At 60.1% G+C, this 20,420-nt stretch carries 19 protein-coding genes; all 19 read right to left on the reverse strand.

Annotation, left to right across the window (positions count from 1 at the left end):
* Positions 1-92: 92 nt before the first annotated feature.
* Positions 93-1,430, reverse strand: a complete 1,338-nt coding sequence (locus AC07V4_RS08865) for a flagellar hook-length control protein FliK (RefSeq protein WP_492635913.1) — start codon at positions 1,428-1,430, stop codon at positions 93-95.
* Positions 1,431-2,057: 627 nt separating this feature from the next.
* Positions 2,058-2,402 (reverse strand): Hpt domain-containing protein, encoded by a 345-nt coding sequence (locus tag AC07V4_RS08870; protein ID WP_492635912.1) that lies wholly within the window; start codon positions 2,400-2,402, stop codon positions 2,058-2,060.
* Between the two features lie 30 nt (positions 2,403-2,432).
* Positions 2,433-4,151, reverse strand: a complete 1,719-nt coding sequence (locus AC07V4_RS08875; RefSeq protein ID WP_492635911.1) for an ATP-binding SpoIIE family protein phosphatase — start codon at positions 4,149-4,151, stop codon at positions 2,433-2,435.
* Complete coding sequence (locus AC07V4_RS08880) at positions 4,148-4,453, reverse strand: STAS domain-containing protein (RefSeq protein ID WP_492635910.1); 306 nt, start codon at positions 4,451-4,453, stop codon at positions 4,148-4,150. Before AC07V4_RS08880 ends, AC07V4_RS08875 begins: the two co-directional genes overlap by 4 nt.
* Positions 4,454-4,634: 181 nt before the next feature.
* Complete coding sequence (gene fliJ / locus AC07V4_RS08885) at positions 4,635-5,084, reverse strand: flagellar export protein FliJ (RefSeq protein ID WP_431752873.1); 450 nt, start codon at positions 5,082-5,084, stop codon at positions 4,635-4,637.
* A 3-nt stretch (positions 5,085-5,087) separates the two neighbouring features.
* A complete protein-coding gene (gene fliI, locus AC07V4_RS08890; RefSeq protein WP_431752874.1) occupies positions 5,088-6,446 on the reverse strand; it encodes a flagellar protein export ATPase FliI in 1,359 nt (452 codons plus the stop codon).
* Positions 6,436-7,200, reverse strand: a complete 765-nt coding sequence (gene fliH, locus AC07V4_RS08895; RefSeq protein ID WP_492635909.1) for a flagellar assembly protein FliH — start codon at positions 7,198-7,200, stop codon at positions 6,436-6,438. Before fliH ends, fliI begins: the two co-directional genes overlap by 11 nt.
* 10 nt (positions 7,201-7,210) lie before the next feature.
* Positions 7,211-8,230, reverse strand: coding sequence for a flagellar motor switch protein FliG (fliG, locus tag AC07V4_RS08900; protein ID WP_431752876.1), 1,020 nt, complete (start codon positions 8,228-8,230; stop codon positions 7,211-7,213).
* Entirely contained in the window at positions 8,223-9,998 is a 1,776-nt protein-coding gene (fliF, locus tag AC07V4_RS08905; protein WP_431752877.1) for a flagellar basal-body MS-ring/collar protein FliF, read from the reverse strand. The genes fliG and fliF overlap by 8 nt, the downstream gene beginning before the upstream one ends.
* A 16-nt stretch (positions 9,999-10,014) precedes the next feature.
* The gene (fliE, locus tag AC07V4_RS08910) at positions 10,015-10,344 is read right to left on the reverse strand and encodes a flagellar hook-basal body complex protein FliE (protein ID WP_016972029.1); all 330 of its coding nucleotides are present in this window, start codon (positions 10,342-10,344) and stop codon (positions 10,015-10,017) included.
* 131 nt (positions 10,345-10,475) lie between these two features.
* Entirely contained in the window at positions 10,476-11,852 is a 1,377-nt protein-coding gene (locus AC07V4_RS08915; RefSeq protein ID WP_492635908.1) for a sigma-54-dependent transcriptional regulator, read from the reverse strand.
* Positions 11,853-11,858: 6 nt separating this feature from the next.
* Positions 11,859-13,070: a sensor histidine kinase gene (locus AC07V4_RS08920; protein ID WP_492636054.1), complete on the reverse strand. Its 1,212-nt coding sequence runs from the start codon at positions 13,068-13,070 to the stop codon at positions 11,859-11,861.
* Positions 13,071-13,180: 110 nt separating this feature from the next.
* Positions 13,181-14,656 carry a sigma-54 dependent transcriptional regulator gene (locus AC07V4_RS08925; RefSeq protein ID WP_431752879.1) on the reverse strand — a complete coding sequence of 492 codons (1,476 nt, stop codon included), beginning with the start codon at positions 14,654-14,656 and terminating at the stop codon, positions 13,181-13,183.
* A 169-nt stretch (positions 14,657-14,825) separates the two neighbouring features.
* Positions 14,826-15,122 (reverse strand): flagellar protein FliT, encoded by a 297-nt coding sequence (fliT, locus tag AC07V4_RS08930; protein WP_028617332.1) that lies wholly within the window; start codon positions 15,120-15,122, stop codon positions 14,826-14,828.
* A gap of 26 nt (positions 15,123-15,148) precedes the next feature.
* Positions 15,149-15,553: a flagellar export chaperone FliS gene (gene fliS, locus AC07V4_RS08935; RefSeq protein WP_431753567.1), complete on the reverse strand. Its 405-nt coding sequence runs from the start codon at positions 15,551-15,553 to the stop codon at positions 15,149-15,151.
* A 139-nt stretch (positions 15,554-15,692) separates the two neighbouring features.
* Positions 15,693-17,099 (reverse strand): flagellar filament capping protein FliD, encoded by a 1,407-nt coding sequence (gene fliD / locus AC07V4_RS08940; RefSeq protein ID WP_492635907.1) that lies wholly within the window; start codon positions 17,097-17,099, stop codon positions 15,693-15,695.
* 81 nt (positions 17,100-17,180) lie between these two features.
* A complete protein-coding gene (locus AC07V4_RS08945) occupies positions 17,181-17,531 on the reverse strand; it encodes a flagellar protein FlaG (protein ID WP_492635906.1) in 351 nt (116 codons plus the stop codon).
* A gap of 74 nt (positions 17,532-17,605) precedes the next feature.
* Complete coding sequence (locus AC07V4_RS08950) at positions 17,606-19,021, reverse strand: flagellin N-terminal helical domain-containing protein (protein WP_492635905.1); 1,416 nt, start codon at positions 19,019-19,021, stop codon at positions 17,606-17,608.
* 285 nt (positions 19,022-19,306) lie between these two features.
* Positions 19,307-20,236 (reverse strand): ketoacyl-ACP synthase III, encoded by a 930-nt coding sequence (locus AC07V4_RS08955; RefSeq protein WP_492635904.1) that lies wholly within the window; start codon positions 20,234-20,236, stop codon positions 19,307-19,309.
* Positions 20,237-20,420 lie beyond the last annotated feature (184 nt).

Genomic DNA, 20,420 nt, shown 5'->3' on the forward strand with positions numbered 1-20,420 from the left:
TGCGATAGCGGCGGGTCAGCTGGCATCTCTGCCACTGATACACCGCTATCGCAGGCAAGCCAGCTCCCACATGAACCGCGTTTAAACAGGGATCAGGCGTAGTAATCAACGGCGCTGGAGCCGATCACAGTAGAAGTCACCGGTGCCACCGCTTCAGCCACGTCGACATGACTGCCTTTGTCGCTACTGTCACTACGCCCATTACCGCCACTCACACCACGCGCCTGGTTCTGCTGCTGTTGCTGCTCCTGACCACGGGACTGGTCGGACACGTTCACATCCACCTGCCCCATGCCCTGCTGGGCAAACATCTCCCGCAAGCGGCCGGATTGGCTTTCCAGGGCTTCACGTACCACGGCATGGCCACTCATGAAGTTGACCTGGGCCTGCTGGTCCGCCGTCATGTTGACCTTGATATCCAGGCGCCCCAACTCGGCCGGCTGCAACTGGATCTCAGCCGACTTGAGATTGGCACTGGAGAGGTACATCACACGGTTGACCACTTCTTCGGTCCAGCCGCTCTGGTGCATGGCCAACGGCGCATTGGCAACCGGCGGCAAGGCATTCGCGGTTTTCGGCGTGGCGGCCTGGGTCAGCGCGGCCAGGCGGCTGGCGAAATCGTCGACGCGGGTATCGCTGCTGGCGTCTTTCAAATCCTTGAGACCGCTGTCGATCAGCCCACTGAAGGCCTTGTCGCCACCGTCGGTACTGTCTTTGGTGGACTGCTGATCAACCATATTGGCCAGGCCGGCGGCGAAGCTCTGCGCGGCGGTCGGCTGATCCTGGGTCGGCGCCGAGGTGGTTTTTTGCGGCGCCTGGCTGCTGGCCGATACATGCCCGCCCTGCTCCATCGCCAAACGTACGGTCGGCATCGAATCCAGCGGGTCGGCCGCTGGGTCGAAGGCCGGCTGCTTGGCGTCGTCGGTCGTCGCGACCGGCGCGGCAACGACCGGCTGGGCCTTGTCATCCTTGGACACGGCAGCGGGTGCTGGCGCTTCCACAGGAACCGGCACGACAACCGGCGTGACCGCAGCAATCACCGCCGGGTCAACGACAGGGTCGACCGCAGGCTGCTGCACTTGGGACGGGTCCGTGGGTTTACTGTCATCGTTGCTGGCACTGTCATCAGACTTGGCCGGCGGGTTGCCAGGCAAGGGATTGCCGCTATCGGCAACCGCTGGCTTGCTGGCGGCAGGCGTATCGTTGCTGCCCGCCGACTTGGCACTGGTGTCCGAAGGCTTGTCACGGCTGGATTTGATTGGGGTGTCGTCGACCTTCACCGTCGGCTTCGAGCCTTGGCTGGCGAACACTTGAGCAAAGCCAGGGCCCTTGTCCTGTGGGGCCGCAGCCGCTGCCGGAGGTGTAGCGGCGGGCGCTTGAGGCTTGGCTGCGGGGGCAGCCTGAAGGAGCGAATTGGGGGCGACTGGCATAGGTAAAGGTCTCCACTGCACAGGGGTCGGGGATGCAGTATGGGGAGATAGAGCAAGAGTTGGGCCAGCTCTTGGTTGGGATTGGTTTTATTGTGTATATATCCGTTATTTAGGTAACGGCGGCCGGCGGTTTCGCCCTTACGGCGGGTCACTTTCGAAAAGCGCGAAAGTAACCAAAGCGCTCTTACCCCAACGCTCGGTGTGCCCGGAATCCGACATTGATTTAGGGGGCCGCCGCCACGCGCCATCCATGGCGCGGGGCGGCTAAACCGGCATCCCTGCCGGTTTACCCCCCAAATCAATATCGAATTCCGGCCAGCGTGTTTAATGGGGCGCCTAAGATCAAAATCAAGATCAAAAACAAAGCCAGAGCCAGAGCCAGAGCCAGAGCAGAATCAGATCTGCTCTTCTGTGGGAGCTGGCTTGCCTGCGATGCAGACACCTCGGTGAATCAAGTACACCCAGCTGATGCCATCGCAGGCAAGCCAGCTCCCACATTTGACCGCGGTCGACAGCCAGGAAACCGGTCGGCTCCAAGGCCGCCGCGCTTTCACTTTTGATCTGAGGCGCCCCATCAAACACGCTGGCCGGAAGCAGCCGTTACCTAAGCAACGGATATGTACTCAATCAAAGCTGAAACCGCTGCCTCTCCGACTCATACAACGGACGGACCAACGCAAACTCATGGTCAATCTGATCCACCAGCGCGCCCAAATCCGCCGTGGAACCAATGGATTCGACCTCCAACCGCTGACACAATTGCGCCAACCGCACCGCCCCAAGGTTGCCGCTGCTGCCCTTGAAGCTATGGGCAATTCGCCCCAGTGCCTTGGCATCATCCCGCGCCTTGCGCAGCGCCTCGACGCGTTTCTGGGAATCGTCGAGAAAGGTGTCGAGCAACTTGGGGTACTCGCCCTCCATGACGTCCTGCAAACCCGACAACACTTCGGGGTCCAGATGAATCTCAGCCACTTGCTCGCTCCTTGATCAAGAATCGGCGGATTATGCCAGAGCCTTCCAGCAAAACTCCACGCAGACGCTGCGCCCACCGTCCGACCAGCGTACATCGCTGCTCAGTTGGCGCACCAGGCTCAAGCCGCGACCAGACAGACGGTCGGCATCCAGGGGCCGCGCCAGCACTTGCTCCACGTCGAAGCCCGGGCCGCTGTCTTCGATGCGCAACGTCATTCGGCCACCCATCGCGGTCGGCACCACCTGCATGTGCACCCGCACGTAACCATTGTCCAGTTGTGCCAGACGCTCATTGCGCTGACGGTAGTAGTCGGCAAACCCCTGGGCATTGCGCTTGAGTCGCGAGTCCAGGCCCAGTACGCCGTGTTCCAATGCGTTGGAGTACAGCTCAGCCATTACGCTGTAGAGCGCCCCGCTCTGCTCGCGCAGCCCCTGGATCTCCAGCAACAACTGCAGCAGATAGGGCAACGGGTTGTAGCACTTGAGGGGCTGGGCACGGAATTCGAAACTCACCGACCAGTCCAGCGGGCACGACTGACCGCTGTCAGCGTACATGGGCTCGGCCGCACGCAACGGCTGACCGGACTGCAAGGTGATTTCCACCATGCTGACGTCATCCCGCGCTTCACCACGAAAGGCCGCCAGGGCCTGCTCGATGTCTTCGAACAGGCGGTCGGGCTCACGGTTGGCGGCGAATACCTGCTGCAAGCGTTCGGCACCAAACAATTGATCATTGGCGTCAGCAGTATCCAGCACGCCATCGGAAAGCAAAAACACCCGGTCCCCCAGGGCCATGGGCCAGACTTCAGTGCTGTCATCAAACGCTTCCGCCGACAGCACACCCAACGGCAGATGCCGTGACATCAACGGCGTACGCTTGCCCGTAGCCACCTCATGCACATAGCCCTCCGGCATGCCGCCATTCCACACCTCCACTGCACGCCGCTGGGCGCTCAGGCATAACAGGGTGGCGCAGCAAAACATGTCCACCGGCAGGATGCGCTTGAGCTTGGCATTCATCTCCCGCAGGGTCTGCGCCAGGCCATACCCCTTGGCGGTCATGCCATAGAACACTTCCGCCAGGGGCATGGCGCCGATGGCGGCAGGCAGGCCATGCCCGGTGAAATCGCCGAGCAGCACGTGCATGTCACCTGACGGTGTGTACGCCGCCAGCAACAGGTCACCGTTGAACAGCGCATAGGGTGATTGCAGGTAACGAATATTCGGGGCAGCGTTGATACAGCCGGAGTGGGCGACCTTGTCGAACACCGCCTTGGCCGCCCGCTGTTCGTGCAACAGGTAGTCATGGTGCCTGGCGATCTGGTCGCGCTGCTGCAACACCGTGGCTTGCAGGCGGCGCAAGCGGTCCATGGCGTTGATCTTCGCCGCCAGGATCAAGGGGTTGTAGGGCTTGGGCAAGAAATCGTCGCCACCGGCATCCAGGCATTGGGCCAACGCCTCACTCTCGCGCAACGAAGTGAGGAAGATAATCGGCACCAGCGCTTCACCTGCCAACCGCTTGATCTGTCGGGCCGCCTCCAGGCCATCCATTACCGGCATCAGCGCATCCATCAGCACCAGTTGCGGGCGCTCATGGGCGAAGACTTCGACGGCTTGCGCACCGTTGGTAGCCGTCAATACTTGATGCCCCTGGCGCCGCACGATGGTCGACAACAACAGCAGGTCGGCGGCGCTGTCTTCGGCGATGAGGACCGTCAGCGGCTCAAGGACGGGGGCCAGGACGTTCAACTGATATCGAACAGTTTGTCGAAATTGGAGATGGCGAGGATCTTGCGCACATCGGAATTGCTGTTGATCACCTGGACTTCCGAGTCATCGCCACCGGCATGATCCCTGAGCAGCAACAGCATCCCCAAGGCCGAACTGTCCATATAGGTAGTTTCTTTCAAGTCGACGACATACAGCTCAGGCACCTTGTAGAAACGCTCGTAGGCATCCCGGAACGTCTGGTGGCTGCCGAAATCGAACCGGCCCTTGATCGCGATCGTTAACTTCTTCCCATCCAGGGACACTTCTGATTCGACTGACATGTGACAGCTCCTTGTCATTGGCAATGAGACAAGGTTTAGCAGTTGAACCGGATCTGAGCAACACAACCCGTCAAATGTGGGAGCCGGGCTTGCCCGCGATGCAGGCACCTAGGTGCATCAGTTAAATCGCAGTGATGCAATCGCAGGCAAGCCAGCTCCCACAAAAACCAGCTCGCACATTTTAGTACTGCGATTGGCGCGGGAGGCGCTGGGACAGCTCGTCGAGCAGCTTCTGCTCGCGCTTGTCTTCAATGGCCCGCGCTTCGTCGATGTAGCGCTGCACCAGTTTGCGCAAGCCTTCGACCCGGGCGAACGCCGCTTGCCAGCTCTCACGGGCTTTATCGAGGTTGTTCTGGTGCCAGGCCAGGCTCTGGCGCTGCTGGCCGACCGCCGTTTCCAGCTGGTTGAGGAAACCCTGATAGCCCATCAGCCACTGGCCGGACACGCCCTGGCTGCCGCGCTCGATCCACTGCTGCTGGTACTCGCCGCGAAAACGCTCCAGGTCGCCCAGTTTGCTTTCCGCGAGACGCACCTGGCCCTGGAAATACCCCAGACGCTGGACGGCGGTCTTTTCGGCCTTTTCGGCCATGTCCACCACCGGGGCCAGACGTGAAGAGCGGGTGCTGGCCATGGCTTAGCCGCCTGGCGCCGGGGCGAAGATCGAACCCAGGTGCGCTTCGCTTTCGCCCATGCTGATTTTGTCGTTGAGCCCCTGGCGCAGGTAAGTCACCAGTTGCGGTTGCAAGGCGATGGCCAGGTCGGTCTCACGATCGCCACCGGCCACATAGGCGCCGACGCTGATCAGGTCGCGGCTCTGTTGATAGCGCGACCACAGCTGCTTGAAGTGCTGCGCACGGGCCATGTGCTCCGGCGTGACCACAGCCGGCATCACCCGGCTGATCGACGCTTCGATATCGATGGCCGGGTAGTGCCCTTCCTCCGCCAGGCGCCGCGACAAAACGATGTGGCCATCGAGCACGCCCCGCGCCGAGTCGGCAATCGGGTCCTGCTGGTCATCGCCTTCGGACAACACGGTGTAGAACGCCGTGATAGAACCACCACCGGCCTCGGCGTTACCCGCGCGCTCCACCAGCTTGGGCAGTTTGGCGAACACCGACGGCGGATACCCCTTGGTCGCTGGCGGCTCGCCGATAGCCAGGGCGATTTCCCGCTGGGCCTGGGCGAAACGCGTGAGCGAGTCCATCAGCAACAGGACGTTCTTGCCCTTGTCGCGAAAATATTCGGCGATGCGCGTGCAATACATGGCAGCGCGCAAACGCATCAATGGCGCATCATCCGCGGGGGACGCGACCACCACCGAGCGCTTGAGCCCTTCTTCCCCCAGGCTGTGCTCGATGAATTCCTTCACCTCGCGGCCCCGCTCACCGATCAACCCGACCACAATGATGTCGGCCTCAGTAAAGCGCGTCATCATGCCCAACAGTACCGACTTACCCACGCCGGTACCGGCGAACAAACCCAGACGCTGACCGCGACCGACCGTCAATAAACCGTTGATGCTACGAATGCCCACGTCCAGCGGCACGCTGATGGGGTTGCGCTTGAGCGGGTTGATGGTGGGGCCGTCCATCGGCACCCAGTCTTCGGCCTTCATGCCGCCCTTGCCGTCCAAGGCACGACCGGCACCGTCGAGCACGCGACCGAGCATGCTCATGCCCATGGGCAGGCGGCCAGTGTCGGCGAGCGGCACCACCCGGGCACCAGGGGCGATACCCGCCAGGCTGCCCACGGGCATCAGGAAGATCTTGCTGCCGGAAAAGCCCATCACCTCGGCTTCAACCTGCACCGGGTGGTAGCTGTCGTCGTTGATCACCATGCAGCGGCTGCCCATGGCGGCACGCAGGCCTTCGGCTTCGAGGGTCAGGCCGACCATGCGCAACAGGCGCCCTTCGAGGATCGGTTGGCCAGGCAACTCGGTGGCCTCGGCATAGCTGCCCAGGCGCTTGGCGAAGCTGGTGCGATCAAGGCGCATCGGGGGCGTCCAGGTCAACGCTCAGGTCAGGCTCTGCCGGATGAAGGGCTTGCTCATGGAGCTGATCGAAGAGCTTGGCCATGATCTGGGTGATACGGGTTTCCACCGTCGCATCGATACGGCTGTGCTCGGTCTCGACCCGGCAACCACCGGGCTGCAGCGACGCGTCCTCGACGATGCGCCAGGCTTCTTCATGGCGCTCGCGCAGGGCTTTGACCTGTTCGAAATCCTGGGGGTTGATGTACAGCCGCACATTGCCGACGCCAAGGGGCAGCAGCTTGAGGGCTTCACGCATGACGCTTTCGATCTGGCTGGAGTCCAGCACCAGTTCACGCTGAATGACTTGGCGGGCGATGTGCTCCACCAGCCCGACCATGGCTTTTTCCAGTTGCGAGTCCTGCTCGGCGATAGGCTCGAACAGGCTGCCCATCAGACGTTCCAGGCTGGCCAGTTTGACCTCAAGTGCCGCCTCGGCTTCCTGGCGGACTTTGAGCGTGGTACTGCGAAAACCGTCTTTTTCACCCGCCGCAAAACCTTCGTTGTAAGCCTCCTGGCGGATGGCTTCCAACTCTTCGAGGGTCAGTGGCTGGACGTCCTCCAGCGGCACTTCTTCCATTTCCGCCGGAGGCTCTTCGACAGGTTCCGGCTCAGGCTCCGGCACATGCGGATCGAAGCTGGGCAACGACCAGATGTCGAACCCGCCGACATCCCGCGCGCGAATCAGATCGCTGGGCGTCTCATCTTTGTTCGACATGGGACGCGCCTTAGATCATTTCTTCGCCGCCCTTCCCGCCGAGAACGATTTCTCCGGCTTCGGCCATACGGCGGGCAATGGTGAGGATTTCCTTTTGCGCGGTTTCCACGTCGCTGACGCGCACCGGGCCTTTGGCTTCCAGATCGTCGCGCAACAGCTCGGAGGCACGCTTGGACATGTTCTTGAAGATCTTCTCTTTGACGTTTTCGTCGGAGCCCTTGAGCGCCAGCACCAAGACGTCCGAGGACACTTCGCGCAGCAACGCCTGGATGCCACGGTCGTCGACATCGGCGAGGTTGTTGAACACGAACATGAGGTCTTCGATCTGGCCGGACAGGGTGTCGTCGATCTCGCGGATCGAGTCCATCAACTGGCCTTCGACCGAGCTGTCGAGGAAGTTCATGATGTCGGCCGCACGCTTGATACCACCCAAGGTGGTGCGCGAGGCATTCGAGTTGCCGGAGAACTGCTTCTCCAGAATCGTGTTGAGTTCTTTCAGGGCCGCTGGCTGCACGGTGTTCAGCGACGACACACGCAGGATGATGTCCAGGCGTACTTTGTGGTCGAAGTGGCCGAGCACTTCACCGGCCTGGTCCGGGTCCAGATAGGCCACGACGATGGCCTGGATCTGCGGGTGCTCGTAGCGGATCACGTCGGCGACAGCCCGCGGCTCCATCCATTTCAGGCTGTCCAGGCCGCTGGTGTTGCCGCCCAGCAGGATGCGGTCGATCAGGCCGTTGGCCTTGTCTTCGCCCAGTGCCGAGGTGAGCATCTTGCGGATATAGCTGTCGGAGCCGACGCCCAGGCTGGTCTGGTCGCCGACGATCTCGACGAACTCGCTCATCACCTGTTCGACTTGCTCACGGTGTACATTGCGCATCTGCGCCATCGCCACGCCGACACGCTGAACCTCTTTGGGGCCCATGTGGCGCAACACTTGTGCGGCGTCGGTTTCACCGAGGGACAGCAGCAACACGGCGGCTTTGTCGACCTTGGTGAGCTTGGCAACAGCGGCTCGATTATCACTCATCTGCGTTGATCCACTCTTTCACGACCTGGGCCACACGACCCGGGTCTTCTGCCACCAGACTCTTGATTGCATTCAACTGAGCGTCATAGCCTTCGCTCGGGCTTGGCAACAGGATGCTTTGCGGACCACCGAGGCTGACGCGGTCGTTAGCCAGTTCGCCATCCAGGCCGCCCATGCCACCCAACTCGACGTCACCACCGGCCAGGGCCAGCTGTTTCTTGCCATGCCCAGTGATGTTGTTGAGCACCGGACGCAGTACACCGAACACCAGCACCAGGATGAACAACACACCCAGCACTTGTTTGACGATGTCCCAGAACCACGGCTGAGTGTAGAACGCCGGGTCGGCAATCACTTCGCCACGCTCGGCGGAGAACGGCATGTTGATCACGCTGACGCTGTCACCACGGCTGGCATCGAAACCGACAGCGTCCTGCACCAGGCGGGTGAAGCGCGCCAACTCGTCGGCGCTCCATGGGGCGCGGGTCACTGCGCCGTCAGCCGGGTTGACCTTGACCTGATCATCGACCACCACCGACACCGACAGGCGGTTGATTTTGCCTTGCTGCTGCTTGGTGTGGCTGATGGAGCGGTCGAGTTCGAAGTTCTTGGTCGACTGGTTACGCTTGTCCGACGGGTACGGCGCGAGCATCGGCTGGCCGGTGGCCGGGTCCATGATCTGCTGGCCGTTGGCGTCAAGCAGCGGCTGGCCGGGCGCAATCGCACCGGCGGTCGCCGCAGCGCCGCCCGTGGTTTGCGGCGCCGAAGCCGGGGCCGGCGGCTGGTTGCTCAAGGCACCCGGCACACCTTGCGGGCCATTGCTGGCGGTACGTTGTTCGTTGGTGGACTGCTCGCTACGCAGGGCGGGCTGGTCGGGGTTGAACTGTTCGGAGGTCGATTCGACAGCACTGAAATCCACGTCGGCGGACACTTCAGCCTTGTAGCGGTCATTGCCCAGTACCGGTTGCAGGATGTTACGCACACGCTGGGTGAGCATGCTTTCCATGCGGCGGCTGTAGTCGAACTGTTTGCCGGCCTGGGTCAGCGCAGAGTTTTCGGCCTGGTCGGACAACAGGTTGCCCTTCTGGTCCACCACGGTGATCTGCGACTTGCTCAACTCTGGAACGCTGGTGGCCACCAGGTTGATGATCGCCAGTACCTGGCCAGGCTCCAACGAGCGGCCGGAAAACAGTTCGACCAAGACTGAGGCACTCGGCTTGCGTTCGTCACGCACGAACACCGAGCTTTTCGGAATCGCCAAGTGCACGCGGGCACCCTTGACGTTGTTCAAGCTGGAGATAGTGCGCGCCAGTTCGCCTTCCAGGCCACGACGGTAGCGGGTGGCTTCCATGAACTGGCTGGTGCCCAGGCCCTGGTCCTTGTCGAGGATTTCAAAGCCGATGTTGGCGTCGGACGGTGTCACGCCAGCAGCGGCCAGCTTCATGCGCGCACGCGCCACATCGTCAGCCTTGACCAGCAAAGCGCCGGAGTTGGGCTCCACGGTGTAGGCAATGTCGGCGGCGGCCAGGGTTTCCATGATCTGCTTGGAGTCCATGCCCGCCAGGCTGCCATACAGCGGCCGGTAATCAGGTTGCTGCGACCACAACACCACGGCAAAACCAATCGCCACGCTCGCGGCCAGGCCGACCATCAGGCCCACCTGACGCAACATGGTCATTTCGGAAAGGTTTTCCAGGAACGACAGGCCAAACAGCGGCGGCTTGCCGTCTGCCTTGGCGGGTGCGTTGTCCACGACTGCTTCTGCCATGACTTAAATCTCGTCCTTAAACCGGCATCTGCATGATGTCTTGATAAGCCTGAACCAGCTTGTTACGCACTTGGGTCAAGGCCTGGAAGGAAACGCTGGCCTTTTGCGAGGCGACCATCACATCGGTGAGGTCCACGCCGCTTTTACCGATCTCGAAGGCGGTGGCCAACTGGTTCGACGCTTGCTGGGTATCACTGACTTTATTGATTGCCTGACCGAGCATGTCGGCAAAACTGCTTTGGCCCAATTCCGGCGCTGGCGCGACGGATTTCGGTTGAGCCATGGCATCCATTTGCATGGAGCGCATATCCAACATCAACCGATTGAACTCAATACCCTGGCTCATGACCTTCTCTCTCCGACGACCCGCAATTTTTTGACACTACGCAGCGGTTACTACAGGAGGTAGCAACAAGGGTGCCAGATCCGTGGCGATTCGTAAGAAAAGGCAACAAACCATGTCGCCCTAAGTGTTTGTCAGGTGGCGAAAAGATACGCTTCCACATCCATCCCAGCGTCACGCATCTGCGCCAGCTTGTAGCGCAAGGTGCGCGGGCTGATGCCCAAGCGCTCAGCGGCCTCTTTGCGACGGCCGCGCTCGGCACGTAGGGTGTCGATGATCATCTGGAATTCGCGGCGCCGCAGATCATCACCCAAGGCACCACCTGACTCGGCTTCGACAGCCGCCGGTGCGGGTGACAGGGTTGGCACCGGTGCAGCGGCATTGCCCATGGCCAGGCAGAAATCTTGCGGTTGGATCAGCCCGCCCTGCTGCAATATCAGCGCGCGCTGAATCGCGTTATCCAACTCCCGCACGTTGCCGGGCCACGGATAGCTGATCAGGCAAGCCTGGGCTTCAGCCGAGAGCCGCGCCTGAGCGTGCTTCATTTTTTTGACGTGGTTCTTCAGCAGGCGCTCGGCCAGTGGAATGATATCGGCCGGACGCTCGCGCAACGGGCGCCAAGCCAGCGGAAACACTGAGAGCCGATAGAACAAGTCTTCGCGAAAACGCCCCGCCGCCACTTCGCCCGCCAAGTCGCGGTTGGTGGTGGCAACTACGCGGATATCCAACTGGATCGGCTTGCGCGCGCCGACCCGCTCCACTTCACGCTCCTGCAAGACCCGCAGCAACTTGGCTTGCAGGCCCAGGGGCATTTCCGAGATCTCGTCGAGCAGAATGGTGCCGCCGTCGGCCTGCTCGAACTTGCCGGCCTGAGCCGCGATGGCGCCGGTGAACGAGCCCTTTTCATGGCCGAACAACGTGGCTTCGAGCATGTTGTCCGGGATGGCCGCACAGTTGATCGCAATAAAGGGTTGTTTGACGCGGCTGGATTGTTGGTGGATATAGCGCGCCAACACCTCCTTGCCGGTGCCGGACTCGCCGGAAATCAACACGGTGGAATCGCTGCGCGCGACCCGTGCAGCCAGCTCCAGCAACTGCGCACTGGCGGGCTCAAAGGCAATCGGGCCTTCGCCATCGGCAGCCGGCATCACGCCCAAGGCATGCTTGGCGACCAGTTCCATCAAGGCTTTGGGCTCGAAGGGTTTGACCAAGTAATCCGCCGCGCCTTGGCGCATCGCGTCCACTGCGCGCTCCACCGCGCCATGGGCGGTCATCAACAGCACCGGCAGTTGCGGCTGGCGCGCACGCAGCAGGCCGAGCAACTGGTGGCCGTCCATGCCGGGCATGTTGACGTCGCTGACCACCAGGCTGAACGCCTCGCGCTCAACCGCCTCCAAGGCTTCTTCGGCAGAACCGACCGCCCGGTAGTCATGGCCCGCCAACAGCAGCGTGTCAGCCAATGCTTCACGCAGGGCGCGATCGTCTTCCACCAACAGAACCTTGATAGCCATATCCTCTTACTCCACGCTTGCCGGGCTGGAAAACAGCGGCAAGGTCATCAATGCACAAGTGCCACGCCCTAACCGGGAGTGCAGCTGCAATTCTCCCTGATGGGCACGTGCCACTGCCTTGACCACGGTCAGGCCCAGGCCGGTTCCGTTGGTCTTGGTGGTAAAAAAAGGTTCGCCCAGGCGTTGCAGCACTACCGGATCGATACCGCTGCCGCTGTCGCTGATGCACAGGCGCAACGTCTGTTCGCGGCGATACAAGTGCACCTTGAGCCGTGCGCCCTGGCCGCTGGCCTGGGTGGCGTTTTCGATCAGGTTCAGAAGCGCGCCGACCAGGGTGTCACGGTTGCACAGCAGCTCGCCGAGATGGCTGTCGCACTGCCAGCGTACGTTGACGTCCTGGATATGGGTGGCGGCCGCGGATTGCAGCGACTGCATCAGTTCTGCTGGCGTGACGCGATCAGTCAGCGGCAATTCGCCGCGGGCGAACACCAGCATGTCGCGCACCTGATGTTCCAGTTCATGCAGACGCTCCTTGAGACGCCCGGCAAATCGCTGGTGGGTGGCGGCGGGTAATTGTTCATCAGTCAAATGACTGGCGTAGATCAACGCCGCCGACAACGGCGTGCGAATCTGATGCGCCAAAGAAGCGACCATCCGCCCGAGCGACGACAAACGTTCATGACGCGCCAGTTGGTCTTGCAGGTGACGGGTTTCTGTCAGGTCATTGAGCAGCACCAGTTGACCGGGCTCGGCGTCCAGCGAGCGGGTGGCGATGGACAGGCGGCGCCCGTCTTTCAAGGAGATTTCGTGACCGTCGTCTTCACGGGGCGCGAAGCAGCGGGTAATGACTTCTCGCCACAGCTCGCCTTCCAGTGGCAGGCCGAGCATATCGCAGGCGGCCGGGTTGGCTTCGCGCACACGGCCCTGGTCGTCGATGACGATCACGCCACCGGGCAACAGGTCGAGGAGGTTTTGCAGACGGTTGGCCAGGCGCTCTTTCTCGGCCAGCTCTTCCATGCGCTGGGCACTGACCACCGCCAGCTCGCCCTTAAGCTCGGAAACCCGGGCCTCCAGCAAGCTGTAGGAGTCGGTCAGTTGGCTGGACATCTGGTTGAACAGCGAAAACGCCTGTTCCAGACCTTGCCGGCTCTGCTGCTCGACAGACGGGACGAGCCCCGCGAGATCCGGGGACGAAGATAGTTGGGCGGCGTGGGGCATCATGCTCTCTCGCTTGGCTGACCGTCAGTTAAACGGAACGTTGCGAGGGCTGTAGCAATACTTGTGCCGAAAAAAAACCGCTGATAAATCAGCGGCTTGAAAAACAGGCGTCAATCATCCGCCTGTTCATCCCCTTCTCTACGGCTCATGCCGTACTTGCGCATCTTCTCCACCAGGGTGGTACGGCGAATGCGCAGGCGCTCGGCGGCACGGGCGACGATACCGTTGGCGTCGTCCAGGGCCTGTTGAATCAAGCCTTGCTCCAGGTTGCCGAGGTAGTCCTTCAGGTCCAGGCCTTCCGGCGGCAGCATGGCGGTCGAACCGAAATCCGGGGTATGGCCGTTGATGGCCACGCGTTCTTCCATGTCGCTGCGCAGGCTGTCCACCATCTGCTCGTCTTCGTCGTCGACGTAGCGGAATTTCTTCGGCAACTCGACTACGCCGATCACACCGTAGGGGTGCATGATCGCCATGCGCTCCACCAGGTTGGCCAGCTCTCGCACGTTGCCCGGCCAGCCATGGCGGCACAGGGACATGATTGCGGCGGAGTTGAAGCGAATCGAGCCGCGCTTTTCGTGTTCCATGCGCGAGATCAGTTCGTTCATCAGCAACGGGATGTCTTCCACGCGCTCACGCAGCGGAGCCATCTCGATCGGGAATACATTGAGGCGGTAATACAGGTCTTCGCGGAAGCTGCCGACCTCGATCATGCTTTCGAGGTTCTTGTGGGTCGCCGCGATGATGCGCACATCGACGCTCTGGGTCTTGTTGCTGCCCACGCGCTCGAAGGTGCGCTCCTGCAGCACCCGCAGTAACTTGACCTGCATTGGCAACGGCATGTCGCCAATTTCGTCGAGGAACAGGGTGCCGCCGTTGGCCAATTCGAAGCGCCCGGCACGACTGGTAATCGCCCCGGTAAAGGCGCCCTTCTCATGGCCGAACAGTTCGCTTTCCAGCAACTCGGCTGGAATCGCACCGCAATTGACCGGCACGAAAGGCCCGTCACGACGCTTGGAGTGATAGTGCAGGTTGCGTGCGACCACTTCCTTGCCGGTGCCGGACTCGCCGAGGATCAGCACGCTGGCGTCGGTGTCGGCCACTTGCTGCATCATCTGGCGCACGTGCTGGATCGCACGGCTGGTGCCGACCAGGCTGCGGAACAGGTTGGGTTCACGGTGACGGCCACGCTCGCGCGCTTGGTCGTACATCTCGCGATAGACTTGGGCACGGTGAAGGGAATCGAGCAATTTGCTGTAGCTGGGTGGCATTTCCAGGTTGGAAAGCACGCGGCGGCGCTGGTCTTCCGGCAGGTCCACGGAAGAAATATCACCCATCAGCAACACCGGAAGGAACTCATCCCAGGTCGACAGTGTCTTTAACAGGCCTAAAACTGCGCCAGGAGCGTTTACCGTCCCGATCAGTACACAGATGACTTCACGGCTCGACGACAATGAGCTGACCGCCTGCTGCCAATCATGGCTACCACAGGGTAAATTTTCTTCACCGAGAAAATTTAAAATTACCGCTAAATCGCGGCGGCGAACGCTATCGTCATCAATCAGCAGAATTTTGGTTTCACGCCACATGCAATAGCAACTTCCCTAGTTAACTCAAATGCCCTGGGGTCGGGGCAATCTAGATGGCTGTAGGCATTTTCTGCGCAACAGCCTTCTGAAATCTGAAAACAGCACTAGTTAAGTCAAAAAATCGCTCGCAGTCAAATTTATGACGCGCGTTCGGATTAACTGAGCCCGTTCAGCCGAACAGATGGTAAACCTTTGACGCATTTTTAGCTTGGTTGATCTGCGACATCTCTTCGAAAATCGCCTGTCTTTCGCCCGTCGTCACCTCAAGCAATTGCTGATAGACCGCCAGCAGGCTCTCAAGCTTTTCGCGCAACGCATCCTCATCGACCGGCGCTTCACTGAGCACCTGCTCGATGACGTCGCGACAGCCCATATCCAACTCGCCGATGGCGTCCCAGTTACGGTCCGCCAGCGCGCCCATCAATGCCTCACGGGTTTCATCAATGCGTTGCAATGCTTGGCTCATGACGTGTTCCTCAAGGCCGCTTGGCCTTATTGTGCAGCGCCTTGTGGCGCGCCGATGGCATCCCAGCCTTCCTTCACGGTAATCAGCAAACGGGCGACTTCGTCGATCATGTCGGCGTCGTTGTGCAGATTGGCTTCCATCAGACGGTTGGTCATGTACACGTACAAACCTTCCAACTGCTGAACGTATTCCTTGTTGTCGCTTTTTTCCGCACTCAGCCCATCACGAAGTCCAATGAGGATGTCAACGGCCTTGCCCAGCATCAGGCCCTTCGCGGCGATATCACCACGCGCCAATGCACCTTTGGCCTGCGCCATGCGGTCGAGCCCGCCCTCCATCAGCATTTGCACCAGGCGGTGTGGGCTGGCTTCGGAGATCTGGGCATGGGAATTGACCTTCTGGTATTGGCGAAGGGCTCTCATGGGATTCATGTTTCTACCTCGTGACAGGCAACAGCGAGAAGGTTTTCAGTAACCATTATGTCGACTGGGTCGCAAAAAACTTTAACCCGGCGATCTCAGAAAGAACAAAGCCCAGGTCAACGGACCCGGGCTTTTTTTACGCGCTCAATCAGCTGCTACTACTTTTTGAATTACTGATCGCGTTGAGCGTACCGAGGATGCTGTTGCTCTGCTGACGCAACTGCGCCACCAGGGTATCCATGGCCGTGTACTTGCGGGTCAAGGCGTCTTGCATGGTCGTCAGACGGTCATCCAGGGCAGTCTGCTGCTTGTTCAGGTCTTTCAGGCTGTCCGACAACGACGCCGAACGCGTCGCCAGAATGCCGGTGGTGGCCTTGGCATAGCCATCGGTCGCCGTCGTCAGGCGCGCAAGCAAGCCGTCCTTGCCGCTGAAAATACTGTTGATGTCAGCGGCGTTGGTCAGGACAGCCTTGTCCCACTGTTTGGCATCAATGCTCAGCGCGCCGGTGTCCTGGTCGGTCGTGACACCGAACTGGGCCAGGGACTTCAAGGTACCGTTGCCGGACAGCGCGTTGAACTCATTGCGGATGGCCGCCTGCAAGGTGCGCATGGTCGAGTCGCCGGTCAAGGTGGCAGCGATGGAGTTACCGGCCGCATCCTTGGTGACCTTGGTCTCGGCGTTCATGGCCTTGAGCAAAGCGTTGTAGGTATCGACAAAGCCCTTGACCCCAGATTTCAGGGCGGTGGTGCTGGTGGTGACGGAGATAGTCAGGGCCGTACGAACCGGATTCGGGCTCTGATCATTGGCCGTGGCGGTGGGCGACAGAGACAGCAACTTGATACTCACACCACTCACAGCATCGGTGATGCTATTGGTCTTGGATTCCGCAGCAATGCCGTCGATCGTGTACTTGGCATTCTGAGGTGCGCTGACCACCGTGTAGCCCGTATCGATCCCGGAATTACCCGACATTGTCAGGTCCGAACCGACCCCACCATTAGTGGAGGTCAGGATAAGACGCGAACCGTTGGAGTCGGTGAGGATGTTGGCACTCAAGCCAGCGGTACCGAATTGCGAGTTGATCGAGTCACGTACCTGCTGCAGGGTCGCACCGGCCGGCACACTCAGGTCGAAGTTCTTGCCCGACTGGCTGATCGTCAGCGTTGTTGCGCTGGTGCCATTGTTCACGACCGTCGACTGGCCACCGGCAAAACTCTTGGTCGACAGCTTCGAAGGTGCCGCCAACTGGTTGACGACCAGCGAGAAGCTACCGTTCGCAGCTCCTTGGTTGGCGGTCATGGTGGCGACTTTCTCGTCCGAAGACGTACCGGTCAAGCCACTGAAGCTGTTATCGGTGCCCATGTTGGCCAGCGCACCGCGAAAGGCATCCAGGGCTGCCTGGATCTTGCCGATCGACGACAACTGAGTGGTCGCCTTTTGCGACTGGAGGTTGATCTGCGCCTGCTTCGGCGCTCGTTCGGCATCCACCAGGGACTTCACAATCGCCTGGGTGTCGAAACCCGACCCAACGCCAGTAATCGTTGTACCCGCCATTACCTTTCTCCTATTCCGGTGGCTGCCGTTATCTTGACGAACAACGCTTCAAGCGCTGACAGCAACAAATTTCATGCCAGCTCAAGCCTTGTCGTCAAACAACACATGACTGGCGCTGGCCAGGCTCTGTGCCAGTTTCAAGGCAGTTTCCGAAGGAATCTGCCGGATCACTTCACCGGTGTCGGTGGCAATGACCTTGACCACAACCCTATGGGTAGAGTCATCAATGGAAAAGTCCAGATTGCGCTGGGCCGCTTGTACGAATTCTTTAATATCGGTGACCGCTTTTTCCAGGCTGTCCTTTTGGGACGTGCCCGCGGTTGGCGCGGCCGCTTCAACCTTAGTCTTGTCTTTGTCCGCAACCACAGGTGCCGGGGTGCCTTGTGGGGCCAACGGCGGATAAGACAAGTTCAGTTTTACATTCATGTCCATGCCCAATCTCCTCTGATTGGAAAAGACGAAAGGGCACGTAAACGCGCCCTTCCGTCAATCACCACGCGCCGCTATTACTGAAGCAGCTTCAGTACAGCGGATGGCAGCTGGTTAGCCTGCGACAGGATCGCAGTGGAAGCCGACTGCAGGGTTTGCTGCTTGGTCAGTTCAGCGGCTTCGGAAGCGAAGTCGACGTCCTGGATGGTGGAGCGAGCAGCGGTGCTGTTTTTCTGGATGTTGGACAGGTTGTCCACAGTGCTGGTCAGACGGTTCTGTACCGCACCCAGGCCCGAACGGGAGCTGGAGATGGTAGCGATAGCCTGGTCGATTACGGAAACAGCGTTCTGAGCCTTGGTGGCGTCAGTCACGTCAGTTTGCGATACGGCGGTCTTGGCCGAAGCTGCCGAAGTAGCGGCGCCGAAGATACCGGTCACACCAGCGCCTTCCAGGGAGTAGCCCTTGGCGGAGTCCATGTTCACAGCACCGGTAGCGATGATGCCGTCAGCCAGGGCAGTAGCAGTACCGTAAACACCCGAACCGTCTTTGGTTGCAACAGTGATGGTACCGGCAGCGGTCGAAGCGCTGAAGGCCAAGTTTTCACCGGTGTCGGATTTAACCGACAGAGTGCCTTTGGACTGGTCGTAGTTAACGCTGATACCCAGTTTGGCGGAGTTGGACTTCAACTGGTCAGCCAGGCTGGCAGTATCGGTTACGCCGACGAAAGTAGTGGCTTGACCACCAACAGTCATGGTGAAAGCAGCAGGAGCGGTAGCAGCACCGGCGCCGACTACGAACTGAGCTTCAGTGCTGGCGGTAGCGCTCAGGCCACCGATAGCGCCGTTCAGTTGGGCAGCGATGGTTTTGGCAGAAGCTGCAGCACCTACGGTAACGCTGGCAGTCTGGCCGTTACCGGTCACTGCGATTGCGCCGCCTACAACACCAGCGCCTGGAGTGATGCCCATGCTCTTGATTTGCTGCGAACCGATGTTGTTAGCAGCAACGTTGTCCAGAGACAGGTTGATGGTTTCGTTAGCGTTGGCGCCAACCTGGATAGCTTTGGTACCGTACGAACCGTCCAGCAGCTTCTGGCCACCGAAAGTAGTGGTTTGAGCGATACGGGTCAGTTCCGAAGTCAGAGCCTGGTATTCGTCGTTGTTCGACTTACGGTCGTCGGTGCTCAGGGAGCCAGTAGCCGAGGACAGAGCCAGGGTACGCATTTTTTGCAGAATGTCGGTCGAAGCCTGCATTGCGCCTTCAGCGGTCTGCGCGATGGAGATACCATCGTTGGCGTTCTTTACAGCTTGACCCAGGCCGTTGATCTGGCTGGTCATGCGGTTGGCGATACCCAGGCCGGCAGCGTCGTCTTTAGCGCTGTTGATACGCAGGCCGGAAGACAGGCGCTGCATGGAAGTGGCCAGGGCGCCGCCAGCTTTGTTCAGGTTGCCCTGAGTAGTGATCGAAGCAATGTTGGTGTTTACTGTTAAAGCCATGACGAAATCCTCGTTGGATGGATACTGCGGCTTCCGGCCCTGGCAACCGCCGGGTGTGGCCTGAGAACCTACGTAATAGTTATCGTCGTGGGAGCCGGTTGCTTGAGGCTTTTTTTGAAATTTTTTACTAGCCCTGTGCCATCCCTTGCATTTCAAGGGTTTACGGTAGCTCAAAACCCCGCATTCATTGGCTTTTCTGGCGCCAAATAAAAAACGCCGATGATCGGTCGATCATCGGCGTTTTTGTGTGAAGCGCTTGTGCAACGCGCTCAAGCTATTAAAGCGTCACGGGCGATAGAGAATCGCCGAGCCCCAGGACAGGCCCACACCAAAGCCACTGATCGCCACGCGCTTCCAGGTCGCGCTCATCACGTGCTTCTCCAGCAGCAGTGGAATGCTTGAGGACACGGTGTTGCCGGTCTCGACCATGTCCTTGATGAACTTGTCCACCGGCGCATCTTCAAAACGCCGCGCCACGGCATCGACAATCGCCGCACTGCCTTGGTGAATGCAGAACGCATCGATGTCGTCAGCCTTGAGGTCGGACTCATTGAGCAACTCGTGCAAATGCGCCGGCACCTTGAGCAAGGCAAAGTTGAATACCTGGCGACCGTTCATAAAAAACACGCCGTCGCTGACCTTCAGGTGCGGTGCGCCGGAACCATCAGTGCCGAATTTGGACTTGCCCAGCAACCATGGCGCGTCTTCGCCCATCCAGGTGGCGGTGGCAGCGTCGCCGAACAACATGGTGGTGTTGCGATCTTCTGGGTCGACGATTTTCGAATACGGGTCGGCGGTGATCAGCAGGCCGTTTTTCAGGCCGGCGGCTTCCATGAAACCCTTCATCGCGTAAATGCCGTAGACGTAGCCGGAGCAGCCCAGGGAAATATCGAAGGCGGCCACATGGGTCGGCAGGCCGAGCTTGTCCTGAACGATGGCAGCGGTGTGGGGCAAACCCTCTTCGTCGCCGTTCTGGGTCACGACGATCAGCGCGTCAATCGACTCACGCTTCAAATCCGGGTTGTTGGCAAACAAAGCGTTGACCGCCTCGACACACAGATCGGAGGTTTCCTGAGCCGCTTCCTTGCGCGGCAGGAACGCCGAACCGATCTTGCCAATGATGAACTCTTCATCCTTGGCGAATTTGGCACCCTGGGCGTAGTTATCGATCCCGTCTGCCGGCACGTAACTGGCGATGCTTTTTATGCCAATCATTGTGGCTTCCCAATACTAAATAGCTGGAGAACACCCCGCGAACAGCCTCGGGGGTGCTGACAATAAGGGGATAACCCCACAAAAATCTCGCTGAAAGCCCGCGCACAACGACCTGGCGACGACTTATCCTTTTCACACGATACAGTGAAGATGCGCTTTATGACTCACAGGTCACTCAATTTTG

It is taken from the genome of Pseudomonas sp. GW821-FHT03A09 (assembly GCF_059421065.1).